Source organism: Enterococcus alishanensis (genome assembly GCF_019218635.1).
Taxonomy (GTDB): Bacteria; Bacillota; Bacilli; order Lactobacillales; family Enterococcaceae; genus Enterococcus_A; species Enterococcus_A alishanensis.
In genome coordinates, this window is record NZ_JAHUZB010000004.1 from 274,214 (window position 1) to 301,177 (window position 26,964).

At 37.0% G+C, this 26,964-nt stretch carries 22 protein-coding genes; 2 read left to right on the plus strand and 20 right to left on the minus strand.

What is annotated here, in order from left to right; translation table 11 throughout:
* Positions 1 to 11 precede the first annotated feature (11 nt).
* The 15 genes from KUA55_RS11615 to KUA55_RS11685 all read right to left on the minus strand — a co-directional run bounded on the left by KUA55_RS11615 (position 12) and on the right by KUA55_RS11685 (position 19,565).
* The gene (locus KUA55_RS11615) at positions 12 to 818 is read right to left on the minus strand and encodes a Cof-type HAD-IIB family hydrolase (RefSeq protein WP_218326482.1); all 807 of its coding nucleotides are present in this window, start codon (positions 816 to 818) and stop codon (positions 12 to 14) included.
* A complete protein-coding gene (smc, locus tag KUA55_RS11620; RefSeq protein WP_218326483.1) occupies positions 815 to 4,405 on the minus strand; it encodes a chromosome segregation protein SMC in 3,591 nt (1,196 codons plus the stop codon). Before smc ends, KUA55_RS11615 begins: the two co-directional genes overlap by 4 nt.
* Before the next feature lie 11 nt (positions 4,406 to 4,416).
* Positions 4,417 to 5,109: a ribonuclease III gene (gene rnc / locus KUA55_RS11625; RefSeq protein WP_218326484.1), complete on the minus strand. Its 693-nt coding sequence runs from the start codon at positions 5,107 to 5,109 to the stop codon at positions 4,417 to 4,419.
* Between the two features lie 166 nt (positions 5,110 to 5,275).
* Positions 5,276 to 5,485: a helix-turn-helix domain-containing protein gene (locus KUA55_RS11630; protein ID WP_218326486.1), complete on the minus strand. Its 210-nt coding sequence runs from the start codon at positions 5,483 to 5,485 to the stop codon at positions 5,276 to 5,278.
* Between the two features lie 11 nt (positions 5,486 to 5,496).
* Entirely contained in the window at positions 5,497 to 5,967 is a 471-nt protein-coding gene (locus KUA55_RS11635) for a hypothetical protein (RefSeq protein ID WP_218326487.1), read from the minus strand.
* A gap of 11 nt (positions 5,968 to 5,978) precedes the next feature.
* On the minus strand, positions 5,979 to 6,428 hold the full coding sequence (locus tag KUA55_RS11640) for a hypothetical protein (RefSeq protein WP_218326488.1): 450 nt from the start codon (positions 6,426 to 6,428) through the stop codon (positions 5,979 to 5,981).
* Positions 6,429 to 6,592: 164 nt separating this feature from the next.
* Positions 6,593 to 6,838 carry an acyl carrier protein gene (gene acpP, locus KUA55_RS11645; protein ID WP_281419031.1) on the minus strand — a complete coding sequence of 82 codons (246 nt, stop codon included), beginning with the start codon at positions 6,836 to 6,838 and terminating at the stop codon, positions 6,593 to 6,595.
* Between the two features lie 116 nt (positions 6,839 to 6,954).
* On the minus strand, positions 6,955 to 7,956 hold the full coding sequence (plsX, locus tag KUA55_RS11650) for a phosphate acyltransferase PlsX (RefSeq protein ID WP_218326491.1): 1,002 nt from the start codon (positions 7,954 to 7,956) through the stop codon (positions 6,955 to 6,957).
* A gap of 42 nt (positions 7,957 to 7,998) precedes the next feature.
* On the minus strand, positions 7,999 to 10,026 hold the full coding sequence (gene recG, locus KUA55_RS11655; protein WP_218326492.1) for an ATP-dependent DNA helicase RecG: 2,028 nt from the start codon (positions 10,024 to 10,026) through the stop codon (positions 7,999 to 8,001).
* A gap of 175 nt (positions 10,027 to 10,201) precedes the next feature.
* Entirely contained in the window at positions 10,202 to 11,608 is a 1,407-nt protein-coding gene (locus KUA55_RS11660; protein ID WP_218326493.1) for a glycoside hydrolase family 1 protein, read from the minus strand.
* Positions 11,609 to 11,622: 14 nt separating this feature from the next.
* Positions 11,623 to 13,476 (minus strand): beta-glucoside-specific PTS transporter subunit IIABC, encoded by a 1,854-nt coding sequence (locus tag KUA55_RS11665; RefSeq protein WP_218326494.1) that lies wholly within the window; start codon positions 13,474 to 13,476, stop codon positions 11,623 to 11,625.
* 125 nt (positions 13,477 to 13,601) lie between these two features.
* Entirely contained in the window at positions 13,602 to 14,435 is an 834-nt protein-coding gene (licT, locus tag KUA55_RS11670; protein ID WP_218326495.1) for a BglG family transcription antiterminator LicT, read from the minus strand.
* Between the two features lie 293 nt (positions 14,436 to 14,728).
* Positions 14,729 to 17,116 (minus strand): leucine-rich repeat domain-containing protein, encoded by a 2,388-nt coding sequence (locus KUA55_RS11675; protein WP_218326496.1) that lies wholly within the window; start codon positions 17,114 to 17,116, stop codon positions 14,729 to 14,731.
* A gap of 376 nt (positions 17,117 to 17,492) precedes the next feature.
* Positions 17,493 to 19,175, minus strand: coding sequence for a DAK2 domain-containing protein (locus tag KUA55_RS11680; protein ID WP_218326497.1), 1,683 nt, complete (start codon positions 19,173 to 19,175; stop codon positions 17,493 to 17,495).
* Between the two features lie 27 nt (positions 19,176 to 19,202).
* A complete protein-coding gene (locus tag KUA55_RS11685; protein ID WP_218326498.1) occupies positions 19,203 to 19,565 on the minus strand; it encodes an Asp23/Gls24 family envelope stress response protein in 363 nt (120 codons plus the stop codon).
* A 249-nt stretch (positions 19,566 to 19,814) separates the two neighbouring features.
* Here KUA55_RS11685 and rpmB point away from each other — a divergent pair, with 249 nt between their 5' ends.
* Positions 19,815 to 20,003 carry a 50S ribosomal protein L28 gene (gene rpmB, locus KUA55_RS11690; protein WP_071861708.1) on the plus strand — a complete coding sequence of 63 codons (189 nt, stop codon included), beginning with the start codon at positions 19,815 to 19,817 and terminating at the stop codon, positions 20,001 to 20,003.
* Positions 20,004 to 20,453: 450 nt separating this feature from the next.
* Positions 20,454 to 23,051 (plus strand): YfhO family protein, encoded by a 2,598-nt coding sequence (locus tag KUA55_RS11695; protein WP_218326499.1) that lies wholly within the window; start codon positions 20,454 to 20,456, stop codon positions 23,049 to 23,051.
* 4 nt (positions 23,052 to 23,055) lie between these two features.
* On the opposite strand, the gene truA is transcribed toward KUA55_RS11695, so the two are convergent.
* The 5 genes from truA to rplQ all read right to left on the minus strand — a co-directional run bounded on the left by truA (position 23,056) and on the right by rplQ (position 26,941).
* Positions 23,056 to 23,808: a tRNA pseudouridine(38-40) synthase TruA gene (gene truA, locus KUA55_RS11700; protein ID WP_218326501.1), complete on the minus strand. Its 753-nt coding sequence runs from the start codon at positions 23,806 to 23,808 to the stop codon at positions 23,056 to 23,058.
* A gap of 33 nt (positions 23,809 to 23,841) precedes the next feature.
* Positions 23,842 to 24,642 (minus strand): energy-coupling factor transporter transmembrane component T family protein, encoded by an 801-nt coding sequence (locus KUA55_RS11705; protein WP_218326727.1) that lies wholly within the window; start codon positions 24,640 to 24,642, stop codon positions 23,842 to 23,844.
* On the minus strand, positions 24,632 to 25,495 hold the full coding sequence (locus KUA55_RS11710; RefSeq protein ID WP_218326502.1) for an energy-coupling factor ABC transporter ATP-binding protein: 864 nt from the start codon (positions 25,493 to 25,495) through the stop codon (positions 24,632 to 24,634). The genes KUA55_RS11705 and KUA55_RS11710 overlap by 11 nt, the downstream gene beginning before the upstream one ends.
* A complete protein-coding gene (locus KUA55_RS11715; RefSeq protein ID WP_218326504.1) occupies positions 25,471 to 26,307 on the minus strand; it encodes an energy-coupling factor ABC transporter ATP-binding protein in 837 nt (278 codons plus the stop codon). The genes KUA55_RS11710 and KUA55_RS11715 overlap by 25 nt, the downstream gene beginning before the upstream one ends.
* A gap of 253 nt (positions 26,308 to 26,560) precedes the next feature.
* Complete coding sequence (gene rplQ, locus KUA55_RS11720; protein WP_218326505.1) at positions 26,561 to 26,941, minus strand: 50S ribosomal protein L17; 381 nt, start codon at positions 26,939 to 26,941, stop codon at positions 26,561 to 26,563.
* Between the last annotated feature and the right edge of the window lie 23 nt (positions 26,942 to 26,964).

Below are 26,964 nucleotides of genomic sequence, written 5' to 3' on the forward strand. Positions count from 1 at the left end.
TGATTCTCTCCTTAATTTAAGACGAATTTTTCGACTGCTTGGGCGACACCATCAGCTTGATTTGTCCCAGTAATATAATTCGCTAAACTCTTGACTTCTTCAGTGGCATTTCCCATCGCTACACCAAGTCCTGCGTATTCAATCATCGAAAGATCATTGGCTTCATCACCTAAGGTCATCATTTCACTGGCCTCAATCGCTAATTCTTTACCTAAAACACTTAAACCAAAAGCTTTAGTCACACCTTTAGGCATAAATTCTAGTAAAATTGGGCGTGATTTAAAGATTTCATATCGATCATAATATGCGGCTGGAATTTTAGCAATTTTATTGTTTAAGATATCTTCTTCCGTTGCTGAAAGAACCTTATTGTATAAAATTTCTTCAGTTAAGTCAGCTTCCTTTTTATCAAAGTAAGTTACAAATTGGTTAATTGATGGATAAATTGAAGGATGATCTTTAGAAGTTTCAATCTGTAATGAAGAAGAGCCTGATAAAATATCCGTCGGTAAATCTAGACTCTTCAATAATTCAATCACATCTTTCACTTCAGCTAAGCTAAAAGCGGTTTTTCCCAAAACTTCTCCAGTATTCGCTTGCACCAAGCCACCATTATAAGTAATCGAATAATCTTCGGCATCCAATAAGTTTAATTCCTGCAAATAATTTTGGACAGAAACTAGTGGTCGTCCAGTACATAAAACGACTTTAACTCCTTTTTCTTTGGCTTTCAGCAGTGCTATTTTATTTCTTTCCGAAATGGTTTTTTCGTTGGTTAACAATGTCCCATCTAAGTCAATCGCAATCAATTTAATCATTTAGCTTCCTCTTTCTTTGGGGTAAAATTTCCACCTTCATTGGCTTCTTCTAGTCGTACAGAAATTATTTTAGAGACACCCGACTCTTGCATCGTCACGCCATATAAAACATCGGCCGCCTCCATCGTACCTTTACGATGAGTCACAACGATAAATTGAGTATCATTCTGGAAGTTTCGCAAATAACGACCAAATCGCGCAACATTGGCTTCATCTAATGCCGCTTCGACTTCATCTAAGACACAGAAAGGTACAGGTCGCACTTGGATAATCGAAAATAGTAAAGCAATCGCTGTTAAAGCACGTTCACCACCAGATAATAAAGATAAGTTTTGCAATTTTTTTCCTGGCGGTTGGGCTTCAATCTCGATACCAGTATTTAATAAATCATCAGGGTCAGTCAAAATTAATTCGGCTTTCCCACCACCAAACATATTCGGGAAAACTACTTGGAATTTATCTCGAATACCTTTGAATGTTTGATAGAAGCGTTTTTTCACTTCATCGTCCATTTCATCCATTGTTTCAAACAACTGCTCTTTAGCCGATAGCAAATCATCTCTTTGCGTCGTCAAAAAGTCAAAGCGTTCTGAAACTTGTTCGTATTGTTCAATCGCATTTAAATTGACTGGCCCTAACTGTTCAATCTTGCGTTTCAATTGTGTCACTGTTTGTTGAGCTTCAGCCAAATTCTCAATTTGATCAGCTTGATTTTCAGCTGCTTCGAAGGTTAAATTATATTCTTCCTGCAAATAGGCCAACTCATTATCTAACTGCAACTCCAAACGGTTCTTTTGCACATCGACTTGCGATTGTTGTGCTAGCAATTGTTTTTGCAGGCGATTATTGGTAGTCAAGGCTTCATCCAACTGATCCACTTGCAGTTGAATGGCTTGTCGTTTGGTTTTCCAATCAGCCAAGTCAGTTTCCAAAGCGCTTTTCTTTTCCGTAAATTCAGCCAAGCGTTGGGCTAAGCTTTCATCGGTTTCTTCATGATTTAAAGAAGCGTCAGATAAAGCCGCGATTTGATTTTCTAAACGTTGTTGCTCGGTTTGCAATTCCATCAAGCTTTGATTTAATTGATTCTTTTGGCTCATTAAATGATTGCTTTGTTCTGCTAAAACCGCTTGATTGGCTTGTAATTGACTAAGCTCACTCGCTAAAGTTTGGCGTTTTTCTTCCAGCAAATCACTTTCTTCATTCAGCTGTTTGATTTCTTGATCAACACTGGTTTGTTGTGCTTTCAGATCAATTTGTTTAGCTGTTAGTTCCTTTTTTTGTTTTTCATAATCAGCCAGGAAAGTTTCCAGCTCTTTGGCTTCATAAGCAAATAAGCTTTGTTCTTTTTCTAAGCGAGTGAAATCATTAGTTAAGCTTTCCGCTAGATTTTGTGCTTCTTGAAAAGCTAGTCGGGTTTCTTCTCCTTGATTTCGCAAGTTTTCCAATGCTTGATTTAAATCAGCTAATTGTTGTTGCAAGTCAGCGACATTCTTTTCTTTGACCTGTAATTTTTGCTGAATCATTTCAGCTTGCTGCGTAAGTTTTTCTAATTCGTGACCTTGGCTAAATAAATGGTTATTGCGGCCTTGTTTATTTGCGCCACCAGTCATCGAACCACCAGCATTCATCACATCACCAGTTAAAGAAACCACACGGACTTGAAAATTTAGTGCACGGGCAATTTGGTTGGCACTCGTTAAATCCTCTGCAATCACAATGCCACCTAATAAGTTTTCAACAATATTACTGACCCGATCATCAAATTTTACCAAACTACTAGCTGTGCCAATAAATCCTGGTAGATTTTCCCCTTTACTTTTGTGATTAACGGCTAAACTACGGGCTTTAATCGTCGTCAATGGTAAAAAAGTCGCGCGACCTAAACGATGTTCTTTTAAATAAGTAATCCCATTGCGGGCGTCGTGTTCATTTTCCACCACGATATGTTGGGCGGCTGCCCCTAAAGCTGTTTCAATCGCTAAAGTATATTGGTCTGGCACTTCTATTAATTCTGCCACTGCACCAACAATTCCAGAAAGATCCTTGCGATGTTGCAGGACACTACGAACACCTTGGTAGAAACCATTATAATTTTCTTTGATTTCTTGCATACTTTTTTGACGGGCTTTGGCTTGTTGGACTTGGCTCATCAAATCGTACATCGTATTTTGTTCTTGCTTAATGTTCGTCTCTAATTGATTTTTACGCATCAATAATTCTTTATAGTCTGTTTGTTGGGTTTTCAGCAAAACTTCCATCTGTCCGCTTTTTTCTAGCGCATTAGCTTGTTGCTCTTTTAATTCAGCCAATTCTTGTTTCAAGTTTTCAAATCGAGTCGCACTTTGTTGATTTTTAGCCGTTTCCTGTTGATATTGACGCTCCAAGTATTTTAGATCATTGCTGACATTGGCTTGTTCTTGCATCAATTCAACATAGTTGCCTCGCAAATCTTCAATCAGTTCTTTGGTAGACTTTTGATATTTGGCACTCTCAGCTGTTTTCATCTTGATAGCTTCGACTAATTGATTGCGTTCGACCAATTTTTCAGTCTGTTCCGTTTCCAATTGTTGAATGTGGTTTTGGGTTTCTTCTATTTTACTATTGGTTTGGGCTAAGCTAGCTTGATATTCACTGCTAGATTTTTTAGCATTTTTTGAGCGTTCCAACAATAGTTCTTTTTGGCCTTCTGTTTGTTTTAAGCTCTCTGTTAGGTGTAGTAATTGTTGCTGACCTTGTTCTAATTGCTGGTCTAGCACACCACGATTTTGCCGTAGCTCTCCCAATTGTTTTTCAGTCGATTGAATCAGTGTATTCTTTTGTTCAATCTCAGCCGATAAACCCTCAAAATCAGTTTTTGTTTCTTCCCAGGTTTCTTTACTAGTCAGAATTCTGGCAACCGTCAAACTAACATCTTTATTTTGCAATTGTTCTTTGAGTACTAAAAACTCCTTAGCGGCCTCACTTTGAGCTGCTAAAGGAGTCAATTGTTCTTCTAACTCATAGACGATGTCTTCCACTCGATTTAAATTGTCTTCTGTTTCAAATAATTTTTGCTCAGCTTTTTTCTTGCGTTGCTTATACTTCAACACACCAGCTGCTTCTTCAAAAATTCCCCGTCGATCTTCTGGTTTACTGGCAAAAATTGCTTCAACCTTCCCTTGTGAGATAATCGAAAAAGATTCTTTCCCTAAACCAGAATCCATAAATAATTCTTGGATATCCCGCAAGCGACAAGCTTTTTTATTGATGAAAAAATCACTTTCTCCCGTTCGACGATAGCGTCTAGTGACACTGACTTCACTAAAATCTAACGGCAAATAATGATCACTATTATCTAAAATAACCGTCACTTCAGCGATATTTAATTGTTGACGAGTCTCTGATCCAGCAAAAATAATGTCTGGCATCTTCCCGCCCCGCAGACTCTTAGCAGATTGCTCACCTAATACCCAGCGAATGGCTTCAGTAATATTACTTTTCCCACTGCCGTTTGGCCCAATCACCGCGGTAACACCCGGTTCAAATTCAATTTTTGTCCGATCCGCAAAAGATTTAAATCCAGCGATTTCAATTCGTTTTAAATGCACGTATTTCTCTCCTAAGCTTCCAAGTCCTGTAAGGCTTTAGCAGCAGCATCTTGTTCAGCTAATTTTTTTGATTTTCCTTCACCTGCGCCAATCAAATTGCCATTGGCGTAGACTTCAATACTAAAAATTCGTTCATGGGCAGGACCAACCTCAGCGACTAAACGATATTCAATCGACACATCGCCATTTTTTTGTAAGACTTCTTGCAATTTGGTTTTATGATCTAATTCTCGAGTAAAATCACCGGCAGCAACTTTAGGAAAAATGACTGCTTCGATGAATTTTAATGCCGCCCCATAGCCTTGATCCAAATACAATGACCCCAAAAATGATTCAAACAAATCACATAATAAAGAAGCGCGGTTACGGCCACCAGAATTTTCTTCTCCTTTGCCTAATAACACATATTTATCAAAATGACACTCTTTGGCAAATTTCGATAAACTGTCTTCTCGTACAATTGCCGAACGTAGTCTGGTTAATTTTCCTTCTGGCAAGTTCGGATATTGTCGAAATAAATAATCTGATACTTGAATTTCTAATACCGCATCGCCTAAAAATTCTAAACGCTCGTTATCAGAAATTTGTAAATTGCGGTGCTCATTGACATAAGAAGAATGGGTGAATGCTTGTTCCAATAAATTTATATCATGAAAAACGATTTGGTAATTTTCTTTCAATTCTTTGATCAATCCGATATCCATTGGCTTACAGTCCTTTTTTTACAGATTCATGTTTCATTATACTGTTTTTTCAATTATTTTTAAACGAACTTAGCGAGATTGTTTGTTTATCTTTACTAAAAGCGCTAAATTTTTAATAATTAAAAACACCTAGTAAAATCTCTTAACGAAATCTTACTAGGTGATCTTATGCTTCATCTTCTATATATTCTAAAATATCGCCTGGTGTACAGGCTAAAACTTTACAAATTTCATTCAGCGTTGAAAAGCGAATAGCTTTGGCTTTTCCTGTTTTCAAAATCGATATGTTGGCATTGGTCATGCCGATTTTTTTAGCTAATTCACCAGAAGAAATCTTACGTTTCGCTAGCATGACGTCTAAATTTACTTGAATCATTCGGCACCCTCCTAAATCGTCAATTGATTTTCTTCGGCAATCATATTGGCTTTTTCTAAAATTTTACTCAATGCCCAAATAATAGCTGCCGCCAGTGAATAAGTTAATTCTAAAGTATAAGCTTCTTTAAATAGATCTGGTAGCCCATTTGTAAAGGTTAAAATTAATAGTAGTAAACTAATTTTCTTGGCCATTTTCACATTACGTATCACAAAGATTTGATCCAATTCTAAATTTTTAAAGAAAGTTCGTACATAATAAAATAACAAGCCGATTAAGACTAAATTGATTATCAATAATCCTAGAAAAATCGGCGAATCAACAAAGCCCATCTCAGTAGCAGTCACGCCTAAACTTTCTACATTGATAAACCGCAAAGCAATAAACATAAATGCAGTACCTACGATTGAAATGCCAATCCCTACGACGAAAAAGGTAAATAACCATTTCAAAGCTTTAAAGACCATTTTTTCACGATTCATGACGATCCCTCCTATGCAAATTTGCTTGTTTGTTCAACAGCAATGAATTTTTCTGCAACAATCCAAATAACAATCCCGATAATTAAATAGTTTAGATTCAATGTATAACTATGAAAAGCTAGATCCGGTACACCGTTTGTAAAAGTTAAGACGGCTAATAATCCTGCCAAAATTTTAGCTAATTTTTGGTTTTCTAATCCGAAAATTTCACCTAACTGGAAGTTTTTAAATAGACGACGAGCCAAGTAAAAAATAGCTGTGAAGAGACTGTAATTTAAAACCATCAAACCAGTAAATACTGGTGAACTAAATACTTCAGCCCCTTCAACTGTAAATTGGCTAACATCCAAACCATGTAATAAAACTGCCACCATCAAAATACTGCTGACTGCAAATCCCGTTACAACCATCAACCCTGTAAATAACCATTTCAATCCCTTAAATAAACTTTCCTTTTTCATTTGAACAACCTCTTTCATTTATTTGATGAACTAAGCATAAACCACCAAATAATGAAAGTCAATAAAAATTTATCGTTTTTCGATAAAAAGTTATCGTTTTAATTTAATTATGTATTTTTAAACAATAAAAAAGCGTGAGGTGAAATCCTCACGCGGTTGTTCCATTAAGCTTTTTCGCTAGCCATGATATAATCTACAGCTGCACTTACTGTTTCGATTTTTTCTGCATCTTCATCAGAAATCTCTGTGCCAAATTCGTCTTCTAATTCTAAAACGAACTCCATGATACTGATTGAATCTGCATTCAAGTCATCTTTAATACTCAATTCGGGTGTCACTTTTTCTTTATCAATTTCAAAGTGATTCGAAATAATTTCTGCTACTTTATTAAAAGCTTCCTCACGAGTCAAGAACATTCACCTCCGCTTGTTTATCTTGCGTTCACCTAGAAGGTCACGTTTATTTTACTGAGTTTCATCTAGTTTGTCTACCTTTTTCAGACAAATTGACTAGAAATCATCGGTTTTTACTGGTGATCTTCTGTTTCAAAGAACTGAACCAATTGACCCACCACATTTGTATCTAACATGGTTGCAATCTGATCAATTGTAGTTGCAACTGCTTCAGGACCAGTAGAGCCGTGAGTTTTAATGACTGGTGCTTTTAAACCAAACAAAACAGCCCCGCCATGACTAGAGTAGTCCAATTTGTCTTTTAAGCTATATAAAGTATCTTTCAACATTAAAGCACCTAATTTTCCTTTGGTACCTGCGTCAGTGATACTGCCTTTTAATAAAGTCATTAAACCTAAAGCTGTGCCTTCAATGGTTTTTAAGACAGCATTGCCAGTAAAGCCATCAGTAACTACGACATCAGCCACACCATCTAATAAATCACGGGCTTCAACATTACCGACAAAGTTGATGCTTTCTTCGGCATTTAATAATTTATAGGCTTCTTTCGTTAATTCACTACCTTTGGTTTCTTCCGTTCCATTATTTAATAAACCCACTCGTGGATTGGTAATTTTGCGAACATGTTTAGCATAAAAAGAACCTAAAATAGCATACTGATGTAAATGTTCTGGTTTGTTTTCAGCGTTAGCTCCTAAATCTAACATATCAAAACCAGGACCTTCACCTAAAACTGGTAATGTCGACATCAAACCAGGGCGCTCGACTTTTTTGATACGACCAACAATAAATAAGCCAGCCGCTAATAAAGCGCCAGTATTTCCTGCAGAAAAAATCGCATCGGCTTTCCCTTCTTTGACTGCTTGCGCCGCTAAGACCATAGATGCGGTCTTTTTCCGGCGAATGGCTTTAACAGGTTCGTCGTCAGAGTTAATTTTTTCATCTGTATGGATAATTGTAATATTTTTTTCATCGGTAATAAATTCTCGAATCGCGTCTTCTTTTCCATATAATTGAAATTCAATTTCAGGATGTTTTTGTTTTGCTAACATGACGCCTTCAACAATCGCTTTAGGGGCAAAATCGCCACCCATTGCATCGACTGCAATTTTCATTCAAACATCGCTCCTTTAAAAGTTTACTTTAGCAGTATAGCATTAATCGAAATAGGTTTCACCCGCATCTGGCTGAACCACTTTGGCTAGACTAGAAAACTCTGGTAAAATTTGCCAATCCTTGATTTGCCAAACCGCCATTGCTTCATCACGTGCCACTTCTAAAATATTGGCATCATTCACCAAATCAGCAATCAAAAATTGGGGCAAGCCTGATTGACGGAAGCCAAAAACTTCACCTGGTCCCCGTAATTCTAAATCTTTTTCACTCAAGACAAAGCCATTATTGGTTTCCGTCATGATCTTCATTCGTTCTTTACCCATTTCATTTTTAGGATTGGCTACTAAAATACAATAAGAAGCATCGGAGCCACGGCCAACCCGTCCCCGCAATTGATGTAGCTGAGCCAGACCAAAACGATCAGCATCGATAATAAACATGACTGTTGCATTAGGAACATTGACCCCAACTTCGATTACGGTAGTGGATACTAAAATCTGACTGCCAGCATCTTTAAATTCTTCCATAATTGTTTCTTTTTCAGCATTTTTCATCTTGCCGTGAAGTAAGCTGACTTTATAATCTGGTGCATAATAAGCCGCTAAATGCTCATAAATTTCCGTCGCGTTTTTGACATCTAAGGCTTCTGATTCTTCAATTAAAGGACAGATAACATACATTTGGTGGCCTTTTTTTAATTCAGCCTGGGCCCAATCTAAAGTTGAATCAAATTGCTTTTGGGAAATCCAAGAAGTTTTCACTGGAATTCTTCCCGCAGGCATTTCGTCAATGATAGAAACATCCATCTCACCATAAGCCGTAATTGCTAAGGTTCGTGGAATCGGCGTGGCTGTCATGAATAGAACATCTGGATGCCAGCCTTTTTCCCGCAAGACTTTCCGTTGATTCACGCCAAAACGATGCTGTTCATCGGTAATCACTAGACCAAGATTGCTAAATTCCACATCTTTTTGAATTAACGCATGGGTACCGACAATAATATCAATTTCTCCATTGGCTAAGCCTGTCAAAATCGCACGCCGATCTCTAGCTTTGGTTGAACCAGTTAGTAATGCGATCGATACTTCCAATGGATCAAATAATTGATTCAAACTTTCTAAATGCTGCTGGGCCAAAATTTCTGTTGGTACCATTAGAGCCCCTTGAAAACCAGCGGTCATGGTAGCGTACAAAGCAATGGCTGCCACCACCGTTTTCCCGCTCCCCACATCTCCTTGTAGCAAGCGTTGCATATGTCTTGGGCTGCGCAAATCACGACAAATTTCATTGGTGACTCTTTTTTGAGCCTCAGTTAATTCAAACGGCAGGCTTTGAGTAAAATTTTTCAACCGTTCAACATCATACAACACGCTAATGCCATTTTTCTCACTATGTTCTTTTTGTTTTAAACCTTGCATTTTCATTTGGAACATAAAAAACTCTTCAAAAACAACCCGGCGTTTCGCCAATTGATTTTCCTTTGGATCTTTAGGAAAATGCATCGCTCGAACGGCTTCATTTCTTGGCATTAAGCGATACTTCTCAATTAAATGATTCGGCAGATTTTCTTCGATTTGGTTACCAAATTTTTCAAAAGCCACTTTGATTAATTCAATTAAAGTCGTTTGGCGAATCGCTTTCGTCACATGATAGATTGGGGCAAAATCTTCTTCTTGCTTACTGGCTAAAATTTTCATGCCAGCTAATGATTTTCGTTTCGCATCCCATTTACCATAAACGGCGATATCTTCACCAACTTCGACTTTATCTTTTAAATAGCTTTGATTAAAAAAAGACACATTAAAGACAGCATGCTCTTGCATCATGCGAAATTGCATCCGGCTTTTTTTATAGCCAAAACGACTAACGACCGGTGCTGATACAACCACACCCTTTAAAGTCACCTTTTCTTGATCGTTAATTTCTAATAAATTACGTTCTTGAATATCTTCATAGCGAAAAGGATAGTAAGTCAGCAAATCTTCAATAGTGAAAATTCCCAGACTCGCCAAGACTTGTTGGCGCTTTTCGCCTACGCCAGGTAAAACACTGACTGGTTGGGTTATCATCTTTTTACCTCATTTGTTCTATGTATTGTCGTTTCTTTATTATCTGTATATTGTACGAGTTAATATAGTTTTTTTCAATTTTTAATGGAGGTATTCATTTTAAATTGTCTCTTTTATTTGAATGCTGAAAAAAACCGTGAGGTAGAATTGAACATTTCATCTCACGGTTTACATTTTATTTTAACGAAGCACCATTTGTTGTGATAACTTCTTTGTACCAATCAAAACTTTTCTTTTTATAGCGTGCCAAAGTACCACTGCCGTCATCATGACGATCTACATAGATTAAACCATATCTTTTTTTCAATTCAGCAGTCGTAAAGCTGACCAAATCGATACAGCCCCATGAAGTGTATCCCATAATATCCACTCCGTCTTCGATTGCTTCCGCTACTTGGACTAAATGATCATTCATATATTGAATCCGATAGTCATCAATCACTGTTTTTGTCCCATCAGGCATTTCAACTAATTCATCTATTGCTCCTAAACCATTCTCCACGATAAAAATTGGTTTTTGATAGCGATCATACAGATTATTTAGATAATAACGTAGTCCTTCAGGATCGATTTGCCAACCCCATTCACTGGCTTTTAAGTAAGGATTGGGAACACCACCTAAAATATTGCCTTCACCAGTTTCTTTATCTGGATTTGCTGATTCACAAGTAGACATATAATAACTAAAGGAAACAAAATCAACTGTTTCTTTTAAGCTAGCCAAATCATCTTTGGTGATCTCTAACTGAATCTCATTTTCTTTGAAGAAGCGCTTGGTATACGTTGGGTAGTACCCACGAACTTGAATATCGGAAAAATAATAGTTTTCTCTTTCTGTTGCTAACGATTTCAAGACATCTTTAGGTGCGGGGGTCAATGGATAAACCGGCATTCCTAGGATCATACAACCAATTTGCCCCCTTGGAATAATCTCATGGCAAGCTTTCACTGCTTTGGCACTAGCAACCAACTCATGATGAATCGCTTGATAGATATCTTGTTTAGTCAATTCTGCCAATGGCGTGTAAATCCCTCCACTTAATAGCGGCGCGTGACCAATTGAATTAATCTCATTAAATGTCAACCAATATTTTACTTTGTCTTTGTAACGGGTTAAAACTGTACGTGCATAATGCTCAAAAAAATCAATCATTTTTCGGTTGCGCCAGCCATCATAACTCTTGGATAAGTGTAGCGGCATTTCATAATGTGACAAAGTAACTAATGGTTCAATGCCATATTTTGCACATTCATCAAAAACCTTATCATAAAAAGCTAAGCCAGCTTCATTTGGCTCTTTTTCGTCTCCTTTTGGAAAAATTCTTGACCAAGCAATCGATAGTCGGAAAACCTTAAAGCCCATTTCAGCAAATAATTTGATATCTTCTTGATAGCGATGATAAAAATCAATTCCTACAAGTTTTAAATTGTCCTCCGTCGGTACCTCAGTCGGTCGGTCTTTCCAACCATGAGGTGCAACATCTTGCACACTCAATCCTTTACCATCTTCGTTATAAGCACCTTCTGCTTGATTGGCAGCAATCGCGCCACCCCATAAAAAATTCTCTGGAAATTTACTCATTGATCGTTTCCTTTCTATACAACGTATAATACTGCATCATCAGCTGTTGTTTCATTCATTTCATCTTTAGCTACCACATCGATATATTGATCATAGTTCGTAACAACAATCGGTGTCACAATATCATATCCAGCAGCTTTTACAGCAGCAAAATCAACATTTAATAATGGCTGCCCCTTCTTCACATGGTCACCAGCTTCTACAAAGCTTTCAAAATACTTACCGCCTAATTCAACAGTATCAATCCCCACGTGAATCAATAATTCCATACCACTATCACTAGTTAATCCAATAGCGTGCTTCGTTGGAAAAAGGGCAGAAACTTTTCCGCTAAAAGGGGCAACGATCGTATTTTCTTCTGGGATAATCGCTATTCCCTCTCCCATCATTTTGCTAGAAAAAGCTGAATCATTGACTTTCTCTAAAGGGATGACTTGTCCTTTTACGGGCGCAAAAACTTTTTTCGGGTCATGACTACCTGCTTCAACCACTTCTAACGCTTCTTGATCAGCAACAATCGGTTCCTCATCAAAACCAAAGACCAGTGTTAAAATAAATGTAATCACCATTGAAGCAATTGCGACAATAATCGCATTAATAATATTCGCATTTCCATTCGGCCCAACAAATTGAGGTAACGCGACTAATGATGGTACGGCAAAGGCATAAGCCGATAAACCAGTGAAGCCCATATAAACACCACAAATTCCACCAGCAATCATCGCTGCGTATAAAGGTTTTTTATATTTCAACGTAATTCCGTATAAAGCTGGTTCTGTTACCCCTGCCAATAGCGCTGAAATCCCAGCAGCCATTGCTAAAGTTTTTAAATTTTTATCTTTTGCTTTGAAGGAAACCGCTAATGACGCTGCTCCTTGAGCCAAGTTAGCAGCTAACATGGCTGGTAAAATTAAAACATCTGGATTTTGAATTGATGCTATTAAGAAAATTGGTGAAAATGCCCAATGCATCCCAGTCATAACAATTAGCGGCATCAATGCTCCCATCAATCCTAAAGCTAAGAAACCAGCCTTACTTTGAATCCATAAAACCAATGCTGACAAACCTTGTCCGGCGTAAGTTCCTAAAGGTCCAACTACTACAAGTGCTAAAACACCTGAAATCAAAATAATTAATAAAGGCTTCAAGAAACTCTTCAATACAGTTGGAATGATTCGATCAAAAAATTGTTCAATATATTTCATTATCCAAACCATTAATAGGATAGGAATCACTGATGAGCTATAAGTAGCTAAAGTAATCGGTAAGCCAAAAATACTCACCGGATCGCCGGCTGTAACCATACTAACAAAATTAGGATGTAGCATAATGCCACCAATCGTAACTGCTAGCATCGGGGTCACACCAAATTTTTGGGCAGCCGTGTATGCTAACATCACTGGCATAAAATAAAATGGTGCATCACCAAAGAAAGTCAACACTTGGAAGCTTTGAGAACTATCACTCATCCAACCTAACAATGGTAATAAAATTAAGATTACTTTGATCATACCACCGCCGATCAAAGCTGGAATCAAAGGAGACATACAGCCTGAAATCACATCTACAAAAGTATCAAATAAGTTTTTCTTAGGTCCTCCTTCGACTGCTGTAGCTGAACCAAAATCTCCTAATTTATTCAAAGCACGATAGTAATCTGCCACATCATTTCCCATCACAATTTGATATTGACCTGCTTTTTTCATAACACCCATCACACCGGGAATCTGTTTTACGGCTTGATCATCTACAATACTTTCATCTTTCAAAATAAAACGTAAACGGGTCATACAATGAGTAGCTGATTGTACATTAGCTTGATCGCCAATCTCTTTTAATATTTTTTTCGCTGAATCTGCGTAATTCATTTTTGTTCCTCCAATTATCATTTGTTATTTTCTTAGTTCATATTTTCCTAGAAATAAAAAATGACCTAAAACCCCCTAAAAATAGTGGTGTTCTAGGTCATGCTCCTTTTGGGATAACAATCCTATTATAAGTTCTTTGTTATTCGTCTAATATGTGTCGTTAAATAGAGAATCTCAGTAGAGCTCAGTTCATAATCAAAAATCTCCATGACAAACTCCTTAATCTTTAAAGCGGCTTGATACTCATTCTGATATTTTTTCTTCAGCGTTTCTAGTAGCTCACTGTCTTCATCATCATAATGATCACCTGTTAATAGCCGTTGGGCAAAAAATTTCACATGGGTAATAAATCGATAATAGTCTAGAGAAGCTTCATCAAATTCTGTATGATAAAAATCTTTGACGATTGTTTCAATCTTCTTAGTGATTTCTGCAATTTCATAAGCCAAATCATTGGTCTGATCAGTCTCAGCATTCACAAAGTGTGTCGCAATGAAAGCCGCTTCATCGATTTCCAGCTCAAGCTTTAATTCACTGCGCATGATTTCTAAGGCTTTTTCTCCTACTGCATACTCATCAGGATAAAATCTTGCAATATCCCAACGTAAAGGATTTTTTAAGATAATTCCTTCTTTGTATCTTTCAATCACCGAATGGATATGATCCGTCAGATTGACATAAAGAATTTCGTTTAAACCTTTGCCTAGTTTAATTTTACCAAAATTAATAATTTTTTCAGCCACCATAATTTGCTCCATTGGCACATTAATCATCAGTTCAGTAAATTTATTTTGTGTATCTCTGTCATGAAGGATAAAAGTTTTTTCAACCTGTTCAATTGCAACTGGTTGGCCTTTCTTTTTTCCAAAAGCTACCCCACGACCCATCAGTAAGACATCTAAGCCTTTGCTGTTGCTTGAGATAACCGTATTATTATTTAGTACTCGTTTTATGATCATAAAGTTTCCCCACTAACGATGGCAATCGATGGAAATAAAAAAGCCTATTTACAAACACGTACAATTCGTGTGGTAAACAGGTCATGCTCACATCAAGTGATAACATCCATCATTTAAATAATCCAGTCAGTCATGCTTACCCGAAGTAATAACATCTGACCACTTGCCAAAGTATAGCATCGACTGAAACCGGTGTCAATCCAAAATTTCATTTTATTTTAATCAAATCTTTTTAGTTAGTAAAAAAGCAGCCAGGTAAAAAATAATTTACCTGACTGTTTTCTTATTTTATTCTAAAATCCAGCTTTTAAAACAGTCCATAGAGATGTATCTTTTGATTCATCTAACCAGCCTGCTTTAACCACATTTTCATGCTCAGCTAAATTCGTAGTGAAATTATGGCTACCAGCAGTGTGTACATCAGGATTAAATTCACGATAGACTTTTACATCGCCTTCAGAAACCCAGGTATAGTTAGGATCTGTTTCTTGTCTCCAACCTGCCTTGACTGCTGCGTCACATTCTTTTTTATTAGTAGAATAAAAATGCTCACCAGTATTTGGGTTATAAATCCGATAAACTTTATTTTTGCTAGCGCTATCTGCTTTAACTGGTACATAGAACGCCGCTCTGCCATATTCATTTGCAGGGTTTGTTTCTACTACCCAACCTTGTGCTTCAATATCATTTTTTTCATTTTTATTCTTAGTCAACAAGTGATCCCCGTTGTTTTTATTATACAAACGATAAACAGCGGTTCCGAATTTTGCTGTAAAGGTAGTATCTTGATCAATCGTTACATCAGCAGGGTTCACCGCTTTTTCTCCTTGATACCAACCTAAGAAGAAAATATCTTCCACATCGCTTTCGTCAGCAACTGTTTGTGGTAGATCGGTTAATTTTGTCCCTTCAGGAACTTCAACACTTGTATTTCCTGTCAATGAACCACCTTTACCGGCAGCAAAAGTAACCGTATAAGTTTTTGCAACAGTGACTTGAATTGTTTTTGTTGTCGTTACACCATAAGAATTAGTTACACTGTATTCCACTGAGTAATTGCCTGCTTGAGAAGTATCTACAGTATTATTAATCACACTGATGCCACTAGTCAAATCAACTTTTTCAGAACCATCTGCTTGTTGATCATACGCTGTAACATTAGCTTTTGGATCAAAATCAGTACCCATTTTAACGGTTTGATCACTTGCTTCAATAGTTGGCGCTTGTGCATCCACCCAAGTAATATTTATTTTTCCTGTTCCACTAAATTGGCCTTGTGCGCCATTCCAGTTAAAGGTAATTTCACTTGGTAAGTTTGCTGGATCAACCATAAAACTTTTAACACTTTGAACGGATCCACCATCTAATTCTGCAGCTGTAACTGTTGAGTCATCATATTTTTTTACACCAGTGATTCCAGTGATCGAACTAATTGAAAGTGTTGTTCCTTCTGGGTCTGAATAGCCATGGTAATAACCAGAACTATCATCATAACGGAAATCCGTTGACAAGATTGGACTAGCTACTTCTCCACTTGCACTTGTTGGTTTAACCAAGGTTACATTTTCTTCATAGTCTTGATCTCTTGCTGAAGTACTAGAACTTAGATCATAGCCTTCCATAAATTGAATATTATTAATATTGTTATGATCAACGATATAAGTATGCAGACTAGGATATTTTGCTACTAAATTTTCCATGACAGAGATGTCACCAATTTGGTTATACGCGACATCTAAGCTTTCTAATTTAGTAAAAGAAGAGTTTGCAAATGCATCAACATCCTTGATTTGATTATGACTGGCAATCAAAGTTGTCAAACTAGTGATAGATGAATTTGCAATTGGTGAAATGTCACTAATTTGATTGTAAGAGGCATCGATATAGTTTAATGCAGGGACATGGGCACTTTGCAAGATTGAAACATCATTTAATTGGTTGTGAGAAATATCAATTTTTTCTAAATTAGGCAAATTAATACCCGTTACACTACTTAAAGAAGTAAATAAATTGTTGGATACATTCATTTCTTTGACTGAATTAATCGCATCGGTAGAAAGCAGTGGTGAAGCATCTGAGATTTTATTATTAGAAATGTCAATCTTTTCAATGACTGGTACTTTTATTTTTGTAATTCCATTTACATTTTCAATTTGATTGTTAGAGAGATTAATTTCTTTTAAAGCCGGTAGTTCTAAGCCTTCAAAACTATCCATGTTAGTAAATGAATTATTTGAGATATTCACTTGCTCCAAACTTGTCAATTGACTATTTTGCAAAAGTGAGACATCTGATAAATTGTCATTTGTAGCAGTCAATGTTTGCAATTTACTTAGTGTGCCAATTTCCGCTAGATTCTTAGTATTAGACAAATCCGTATTGTTTATATCTAAACTTGTTAAATTTGTAGCATAAGAAATACCTGTCAAATCTGTAATTTCAGCATTACTAATTGATAAATTAGTCAAATTAGCCATATCTGCTTGCGTAAAATCTGGATTGCTTAACTGATCTCCAACAATCTTTTGCAAATTTTTATCTGGCATCCAACTATCTTGTGTCGCATCAGCTGCAACAACCGAGCTACTCTCGTCATCAGTAACAGCAAGACTGGTGATTGGCATCATTGCTTGTGGTGCTAATAGTAAAGCAACAGCAAAAAACATCATTTTTCTTTTCATATAATCCTCCCAAAAAAACATTATTTCAAATTAAGTTATAAAATAACCCGATTTTCAAAATAAATTATAGTACATTTATTAAAATTTGAGAAGTTTTTACAATCGAACGTTAAACAAAAAATATTACTTACAAATAAATAAAATGAATATTTTTAGCGAAACACGGCTATTACTATTAATATTAATAGTTGTGTTTCACAGAAATTCTTTTCTTTTGATAAGTCTATTTTCAGTTAAAATAATTTTTCTTTTACAAAACCACAAATCAAAAAATAACTAATTATTTCCAAAAATTTAACCTTTTTTGGGAATTTTTCTATAAACAACGACAAAAAAACCATCTCCTTCAAAAAGAGATGGTTTTTATTTATCTTTATTATTCAGCTGACAATAAATAAGGGTAAACTGGTTGATTACCTTCGTGGATTTCCACTTCTAAATCAGGATAGGTTTCTGTTAAGACCTTGCTGATTTTTTCAGCTTCGGCTTGATTGCCTTCTTCGCCAAAAATGATTGTTACGATTTCGATATCGTCATTGATCATTTGTTTTAAAGTATCCAGTGAGGCTTGGTATAAATCTTTTTCTGATAAAACAATTTTACCATCGATCATACCTAGATAATCACCTTCGTGAATTTCCACGCCGTCAATGGCAGTGTCCCGAATAGCATTAGTGACTTGTCCGCTAACAACAGAATCTAGCATGTCTGTCATGGCTTGTTTATTGTTGTCTAAGTTTTGTGTTTCGTTGAAGGCTAACATCGCTGTCATCCCTTGAGAAACAGTTTTACTTGGTACTACTACCACTGGGACATCTGCCACTTCAGCAGCTTGGTCGGCCGCCATAAAGATATTTTTATTATTCGGTAAAATAATAACTTGGTCAGCATTGACTTCTCTAACTGCCTTCAAAATATCTTCAGTACTTGGGTTCATGGTTTGTCCACCAGAAATAATATACGAAGCACCTAATGATTTGAACAATTCTTGCACGCCGCTACCTGCTGCAATGGCTATCACCGCATAAGGTTTACGCTCAGCATTCACGCCTTCAAACTCAGCGACTTGTTCATCATGTTCTAAGATTGTTTCGTGTTGTAAACGCATATTATCGACTTTAATTTTAACTAATGAACCAAATTTTTGACCATAGTTCATTACTTCGCCGGGATGTTCTGTATGGACATGGACTTTGACGATTTCCTCATCATTGACCACTAATAAAGAATCACCTAGCTCATTTAAATAGTTACGGAAAGTTTCATAATCAAATTGGCTATCAACCGTTGGACCTTCACCTAATTGAACCATGATCTCAGTACAATAACCAAAATGAATATCTGCTGTTGCCATTTGACCTTGTACACTGCGATGATGTTCAGCATTAACCATTTCATCCATTTCAGCTGGACTTGGCTCATAGCTTTCATCTGCAACAAATTCACCATTTAAAGCACTTAAGAAGCCTTCATAAATAAATAATAGACCTTGTCCACCACTATCAACTACGCCAACTTCTTTTAAGACTGGCAACATTTCTGGTGTTTTATCTAATGCACGACGACCGTATTTCACAATCGCAGTCATTACTTCAATTACATCATCCGTTTGGCGAGCTTTTCTTTCACCAGCTTTGGCTGCTTCACGAGCAACCGTTAAAATCGTTCCTTCAACTGGTTTCATCACCGCTTTATAAGCTGTTTCTACGCCGTGAACCAATGCATCAGCTAAGCGCTGTGCAGATAAAGTTGTTTCATCAGGAATTTCTTTTGAAAAGCCACGGAATAGTTGTGACAAGATAACGCCAGAGTTTCCCCGCGCGCCCATCAACAACCCTTTAGCTAAAATATTGGCCAATTCGCCAACTTTTTCATTTGGTGCATTGACTACAGCAGTTGCACCACTGGTCATTGATAAATTCATATTTGTTCCGGTATCGCCATCTGGTACTGGAAATACATTTAATGAGTTAACAAATTCTGCATTTGCTTGCAGACGTTTAGCGCCAGCTTCCACCATTTCTTGGAATTGACTTGCGCTGATCTCTGTGATCTTCACTTAAGATTATCCTCCTTAAAATCTACCCTAATCAGGCAGGACACGCACACCTTGGACAAAAACATTTACCGAATTGGCTTTAACACCTAACAAGGTTTCCAAGTTGTATTTCACTTTTTCTTGTACGTTACGCGACACTTCAGAAATTTTTGTCCCATAACTAACAATCGTGTAAACATCCACAGCAATCCCGTTTTCTTCTTGACGAATCACGACACCGCGAGAATAATTTTCTTTTCTTAAAATTTCAGTGATATTATCTTTAATCTGGCTTTTGCTAGCCATACCGACAATGCCGAATACATCTGTTACCGCACCACCGACGACTGTAGCAATCACATCATTTGAGATTTCAATTGTGCCTGCTTGTGTATTGATTTTGACAGCCATAGTATTAGCCTCCTTAAACGAGCCTTCTGACCCATTTTTTCTACTATAACATTTTATCATAGCCCACTAACTTTTCAAAGAAAGATTCTTTGGTCAGTCGAGCCCAACATTCTATAATTTAACTGCTTATGACTGAATTGTCAATCTTTCTGAGAAAATGCAGTTGCTTTTTTAACTCCTTTGTGATAAATTATTTTAGTATGAGCCAAAGAAGCGCTCCAACAATCAAGGCGAAGGAGGAAACAAAACATGGCAAAAGTATGCTATTTCACTGGTCGTAAAACAAGCAGCGGCAATAACCGTTCACACGCATTGAACGCTACAAAACGCACAGTTAAACCTAACTTGCAAAAAGTTCGTGTGTTAATCGACGGCAAACCTAAAAAAGTTTGGGTATCAACTCGTGCTTTGAAATCTGGAAAAGTTGAGCGCGTTTAAATTCAACCAAACATATTTCAAAAACCACTGATCGCTATGATCAGTGGTTTTTTTCTTCTATTGAAAAAGGTATATTTTTTTTAGGTGACAAAAAGTTTGAATGATCCTTTTGATATCTTAACAATAGAAGTAGACCCCGAATTGCTCACTCATCATAAAAAAGCTGGGTGATCTACGGATTAGCAACTCCTATACCAATGATCCTTTCTTAAGATTAGGCTCAAAAAATTAGCGCAAAGAAAATTTAGATAACAGTTTAACAAAATTAAAAAAACTCGTTAAAATTAATTATCATAAAGCTTGTGGCAATCAGTCATAGGCTTTTTATTTTGAAATTATTCTTTAAGAGTTTTACACTTTCAGTTATTTTCACAGCTTCTTCATACTTAATTAAAATCTTCTATGGTAAAATTTGAATAGAATTCGAAAGAAGAATGGTGATTTTATATTATGAAGAAATTCCTGAAAGAAAACCGCTGGTACATGCTGGCGAGTTTCTTGATTCCCTTAAGCTTAATGGTGATTGCTTATTTAACCATCGGTATCTATCCTGGCAGTTCTCGCAGTGTTTTAGCCAGCGATGCCTTTTCTCAATTTTCAAACTTTCATGCTAGCTTCCGTAATATGTTGTTAGGTAAGCAAGGCTTTTTTTATACTTGGAATGCCTCTTTAGGCTTAAACTATTTATCTTTGGTATCCTATTATTTAGGTGGATTTTTTACCTCACTGGTGATCTTTTTCCCTAATAATATGATGCCTGATGCGTTATATTTTATTACTCTTTTAAAAATTGGTGCCGCTGGTTTAGCTTTTTGGTTTTATGCCAAGAATAGTTTTAAACTCAGCAATTGGAATACGGTCGCTTTGAGTGTTACTTATGCCTTGATGTCTTTTGCGATTGCCCATTCTGAAATTATTATGTGGTTAGATACCTTTGTTTATTTACCACTGATTATTTTAGGTGTCAATCGTTTAATGGATGATAAAAAACCAAAAGTATTATTTATTTCCTATTTAATGTTATTTCTCACTAGTTATTATATGGGCTTTATGGTTGGCATTTTTTCGGTTCTGTATTATTTGGCTCGTTTGTTTACCAATTTTAAAGTGTACAAAAAAAGTATTGTTTCCTATATAATTACCTCCTTTTTAGCTGGCGGCACTTCAATGGTGATGATTTTACCGGCCATTTTAGATTTACGTGCCAATGGCGAACAGCTGACCACCATCAGTGGTTTTAAAACAGAAGCTACTAGTTGGTTTGATTTATTGGCTAAAAATATGATTGGCGTCTATGATACGACAAAATATGGCTCAATTCCCTTTATTTATATTGGTCTCTTACCTTTAGCTTTATGTATTTTTTACTTTATCAATCGTAAGATTCCTTGGAAAAACAAAGTGCTTTATGGCTTAGTCGGTGGATTAATTGTAGCCAGTTTTTATATCATTCCGTTAAATCTATTTTGGCATGGAATGCACGCACCCAATATGTTTTTATTTCGCTATGCCTATTTACTTTCTTTCTTAGTCATTACGCTAGCTGCTTGGGGCTGGGAAAAATTAGATCGGCAAAATGTGCTGCAATTGGTGGCTATCTTTTTACTATTAATCGCTGCCTTCTCGATTTTTTGGGGAATTAAAGGCAAAGACTATACTTATCTGAAAACCTATAATTTTATCTTATCGATTTGCTTCTTGGGTTTATATGCACTCGTGTTTACAGGACGCTATTTCAATAAAGTCCCGGTTAAAACTGTGACACTTTTATTATTACTGATTGTTTCTTGCGAAAGTTTTATTAACAGCAATTATATGTTGCGAGGGATTTTAGACGATTGGAATTATGCTTCCCGCAGTCTTTATACTAAGCCTTCAACACCAATTAAGACACTGGTAGATCAAACCAAGGCTGAAAATCAGTCGTTTTATCGTTTAGAGAACTTGGACCCTGTTTCCGCAAATGACGGATTAAATTATGGCTACAGCGGTATCAGCATGTTTTCTTCTGTTCGTAATCGTCATTCGTCTGCTTATTTAAACGAATTAGGTTTTCGTTCACAAGGAACCAACTTAAATATTCGTTATCAAAACAATACTTTACTAATGGATGCTTTTACTGGAATCAAATATAATTTGGCTAAAACTGAAAACTTAGGTAAATATGGTTTCACTCAAGAAGATGCCTCCGGCGATTATTTTTTATATGAAAATCAAAATGCTTTACCTTTAGCTTTTACCGCTGATCCATCAATTGATCAGTTGAAGAAAATGAGTAATGATAATTTAGGCACCCAAACAAAACTTTACAACGCCTTAGCTGGTTCTGATTACACCTACTATACCTTTTTACCTATGCGTGAAATCAGTACGTCAAATGCCAAAGTATCTACGGCAGGTACGACAACGACGATTACCGCTGATGGCGATTCTGAAGGGGTTAAATCAGTTTCTTATCAAGTTTCTGTCCCGGCTAACACACAAGCTTATTTAAGCTTATATCCAACTGATTTTAGTGCTTTAGAGAGTTCGACAGCAACAGTGACTACCAATGGTCAAACTCGTGAAGCCCAAATAAATATTACCGGTCAATACTATGATCTTGGCTACTATCAAAACGCAACCAACGTGACTTTCACTGCCAGTTTTTCCGGTACTAAATCGGTAAGTTTCCAAAGCCCACAAGTTTTAGCTTTAGACACGATGGCTTTCCAATTTGCTACTGATCAAATAAAAGAAAATGGCGTTGATTTAAAAGTCGGTAAACACAGTGCCAGTGGTTCCGTTGATATCAATCAAGCCCAAACATTAGTCACTACGATACCATACGATGAAGGTTGGACAGCCAAAATTGATGGCAAAGAAACTAAAATAAAAGCCTTCCAAGATGCTTTTATAAGTATCCATGTACCAAAAGGTCAGCATGAAATAACCTTTAGTTATCTACCAACGGGACTTATTCCAGGAATACTTATTAGTTTGGCTTCGCTAACCCTGTTCATTCTCTATCTATTCTTAAAACGACCAAAAAAAATCCGTAGAGCTTAACGCTTTACGGATTTTCTGCATATTTTACTTCTGCTAAATAAAGTCCTTCTGGATGAGCAGTTGGTCCTGCTGCATTACGATCTTTTTTGGCAATAATTACTGGTATACTATCTACTGCTAAACGATCATTCCCTATTTTCAGCAAAGTACCTGCCAAAATGCGAATCATTTTATATAAAAAACCATTACCTCGAAAAATAAAAGTCAGTTCAGTGCCATCCCCATTAACTTCCAGATCAGCTTGGTAAATCGTGCGTACTTTATCTTCAACCGAACTACCGGAAGCACAAAAGGAAGTAAAATCATGGGTTCCTAACAAGGCTGGTAATGCCTGACGGATTTTTTCCAAGTCCAAAGGATAAGGATAGTAAGCGGCGTAATATCTTCTGAAAGGACTACGTGGTTTTTGAATTTGTACTTTGTAATGATACGTCTTTTCTACCACATGATAACGGGCATGAAAATCCTCCGCTACACGCTCCACCGAGCGCACCGCAATGTCGTCTGGCGTTTGTGTATCTAAAGCAAAACGCAGTTTTTCCAGCGGACGCGGATCGTCATAATCAAAATGAATCACTTGTCCTAAAGCATGAACACCTGCATCTGTTCGACCAGAACCATGAATCATAATCGGTTCCCCGTGATTAATTTTCTGCAAAGTTTTTTCAAACTCCTCTTGGACAGTCCGTCCATTTGGTTGTCGTTGGAAGCCATTAAAATTGGTTCCATCATAGGCAATAATCGCTTTATATCTCATAAATTCTCCTCATAAAAAAAGACTTAGTAAACGCTAAGTCTTCCGTAAAAATAATAAACCAACTGTAACGATTGCAAATATAACTACCAAAATAGAATCATTTCTGCCCCATTTTAGACGCCGATATTTTGTCCGACCTTCGCCGCCACGATACCCACGTGCCTCCATCGCCGTAGCTAATTCTTCGGCACGATTAAAACTAGAAACAAACAAAGGAATCAGTAATGGCACAATCGCTTTAATCTTTTGAATAATACTTCCGGCACCAAAATCCACTCCACGAGCACGCTGGGCATTCATAATCTTTTCCGTTTCATCCATTAAAGTGGGCACAAAACGCAAAGCAATCGATAACATCAAAGCAATTTCATGCACCGGTACGTGAATTTTTTTTAACGGGTTTAATAATGATTCAATCGCATCTGACATCGACAACGGCGGTGTAGTTAAAGTCACCAAGGTAGAAGTAAAAATAATCAACATAAAGCGGCAAAAAATGAACAAACCATTTTGAACGCCATATTGCGACAAACTAAATATACCCCACGACCAATAAATAGTACCACCACGCGTAAACAACATCTGTAAGGCAACTGTAAAAATGATTAACCAAATTAATGGACGTACTCCTTTTAAAAAGAAGCGTAAATCAATTTTAGATAACAATACCCCGGAAATGGCTACTGCTCCTAAAAATAAAAAGCTAGGCCAAGAATTTGCTAAAAAAGCAATCGCAATAAAATAAAAACTACCTGCTAATTTCGCTCGAGGGTCCATCCGATGAATCACAGAATCTCCGGGAATAAAACGGCCAAAAATCAATTTATCCACGATTCTTCGCCCCTTCCTCGACAATCCAATCAGCTAATTCTTCAGCTGTCAGTGGTAAATGAGCAAAGTGCGTACCATTTGTTTGCATTTTTTCTGCAAAATCCGTTGCTTGCGGCACACCTAGTTGCTTTTCCTTTAACCAATCAACTTTTTGAAACACAACTTGTGGTGAGCCACCTTCAATCACTTGACCTTTTTCTAAAACATAAACAAAGTCAGCAAAATTTGCCACATCATCCATCAAATGGGTCACCAAAACAATGGTAATATTTTCTTCCTTGTGCAAACGCCAAAACATTTCCATCATCTCTTTACGACCAAGGGGATCTAAGCCTGCTGTTGGCTCATCTAAGACTAAAACTTCTGGTTCCATCGCCAACACACCTGCGATGGCTACTCGCCGCATTTGCCCGCCAGAAAGCTCAAAAGGTGATCGCTCCAGATAACTTTCATCTAAACCAACTAAAGCAAGATTCTTTTTGGCTAATTCCAGTGCCTCTTCTGTACTCACACCAAAATTTTGTGGTCCAAAAGCAATATCTTTAGCCACAGTCTCTTCAAATAATTGTGCTTCAGGAAATTGAAATACAATCCCAACTTTTTTCCGGACAGGTTTCAAATTCTTATTATCAGTCTCTGGTGTAATTTTACGATCACCAATATTAACGACACCCTCAGTTGGTTTTAATAAAACATTCAAATGCTGTAAGAGTGTCGATTTCCCACTACCGGTATGACCGACTAATGCTGTATAAGAACCTTCTTTAATCTCTAAATCAATATCATATAAAGCACGAGATTCAAAGGGTGTATTTGGTTGATAAACGTAACTTACTTTTTCAAAACGGATGTCCATAACCAGTTCATCATCCCTTCTTCATCTAAATAGCTTTCTGGTACCTGAATGCCTCGCACTTTTAAAGCTGCTTTTAATTTTTCAGGAAATGGTAAATCTAATCCTAATGACACCAGACGTGGGCCTTCAGAAAAAATTTTTTCAGGAGTTCCTTCTTGAACTAACTCGCCTTTTTGCATAACTAATATACGACTTGCAGAGGCTGCCTCGTCAATATCATGGGTAATCGAAATAACCGTTAAATTACTTTCTTCTTTGATCTGGTGAATGGTTTCAATCACTTCCCGCCGACCTTCTGGATCCAACATACTAGTTGCTTCATCCAAAATAATAATATCAGGGCGCAAAGCAACAACACCTGCGATGGCTACCCGTTGCTTTTGACCACCGGACAATCTGGCAGGTTCGCGTGTTGCAAATTTAGACATCTTAACAGTTTCTAAAGCATCCTTGACTCGAATCAACATTTCATCTCGAGGAATACCTTGATTTTCTAGTCCAAAAGCAACATCATCTTCCACCGTCGCCCCAACAAATTGGTTATCAGGATTTTGAAACACCATCCCCACCATTTTTCGAATATCCCAGACATTTTCTTCTGAGAGCAACATACCACCAACTTTAACCTCGCCCTTTTGTGGCAGATGTAAACCGTTAATTGTTTTGGCTAACGTTGATTTCCCAGACCCATTATGACCAACGATGGCTAGCCACTCGCCTTTTTCAATCGAAAGACTAACATTTTTTAAAGCTGTAGGTAAATCTTCTTGATAACTATATTCAATTTGATTGATTTCAATAATTGGCTCCATTACAGCACCTTATCCTTTTTAAATCTGTTCTTAGACTAGCAAAAAAGCCAACTATTTTCAATCAAGTAGTCGGCTTTTTATTAAAATGCTTTTTTATACTGAATGTCAAGACATATCATTTAGGTATAAAAAAACACTTTATGATGAGAGTGTCTGCTCCTCAAATACATGAGGAGCAGATCTGAGCTAGACTCGGAGAATCTTCTCCAACATCATAACACTCTAATTGAATCATCTATAAAGTGAAGAGTGATTATACAAATTCTAAAACTACCATAGGGGCGTTGTCGCCGCGACGAGGTTCTGTTTTCAAGATACGAGTGTATCCACCTTGGCGATCTGCATAGCGAGGTCCAAGATCTGAAAATAGTTTTTGTAGCGCTGTTTCTACAACGATATCGTCGTTTTCTTCGCGAACATCAGCGACTTCATTACGTACAAAGCGTGCTGCTTGACGACGTGCATGAAGATCCCCGCGTTTGCCTAAAGTAATCATTTTTTCAGCTGTTGAACGAACTTCTTTCGCACGAGCTTCAGTCGTAACGATACGTTCGTTGATAATTAAGTCAGTTGTGATATCACGCAACATCGCTTTACGTTGGCTAGATGTGCGTCCTAATTTACGATAACTCACGTAGGTTTCCCTCCTTTGTTACA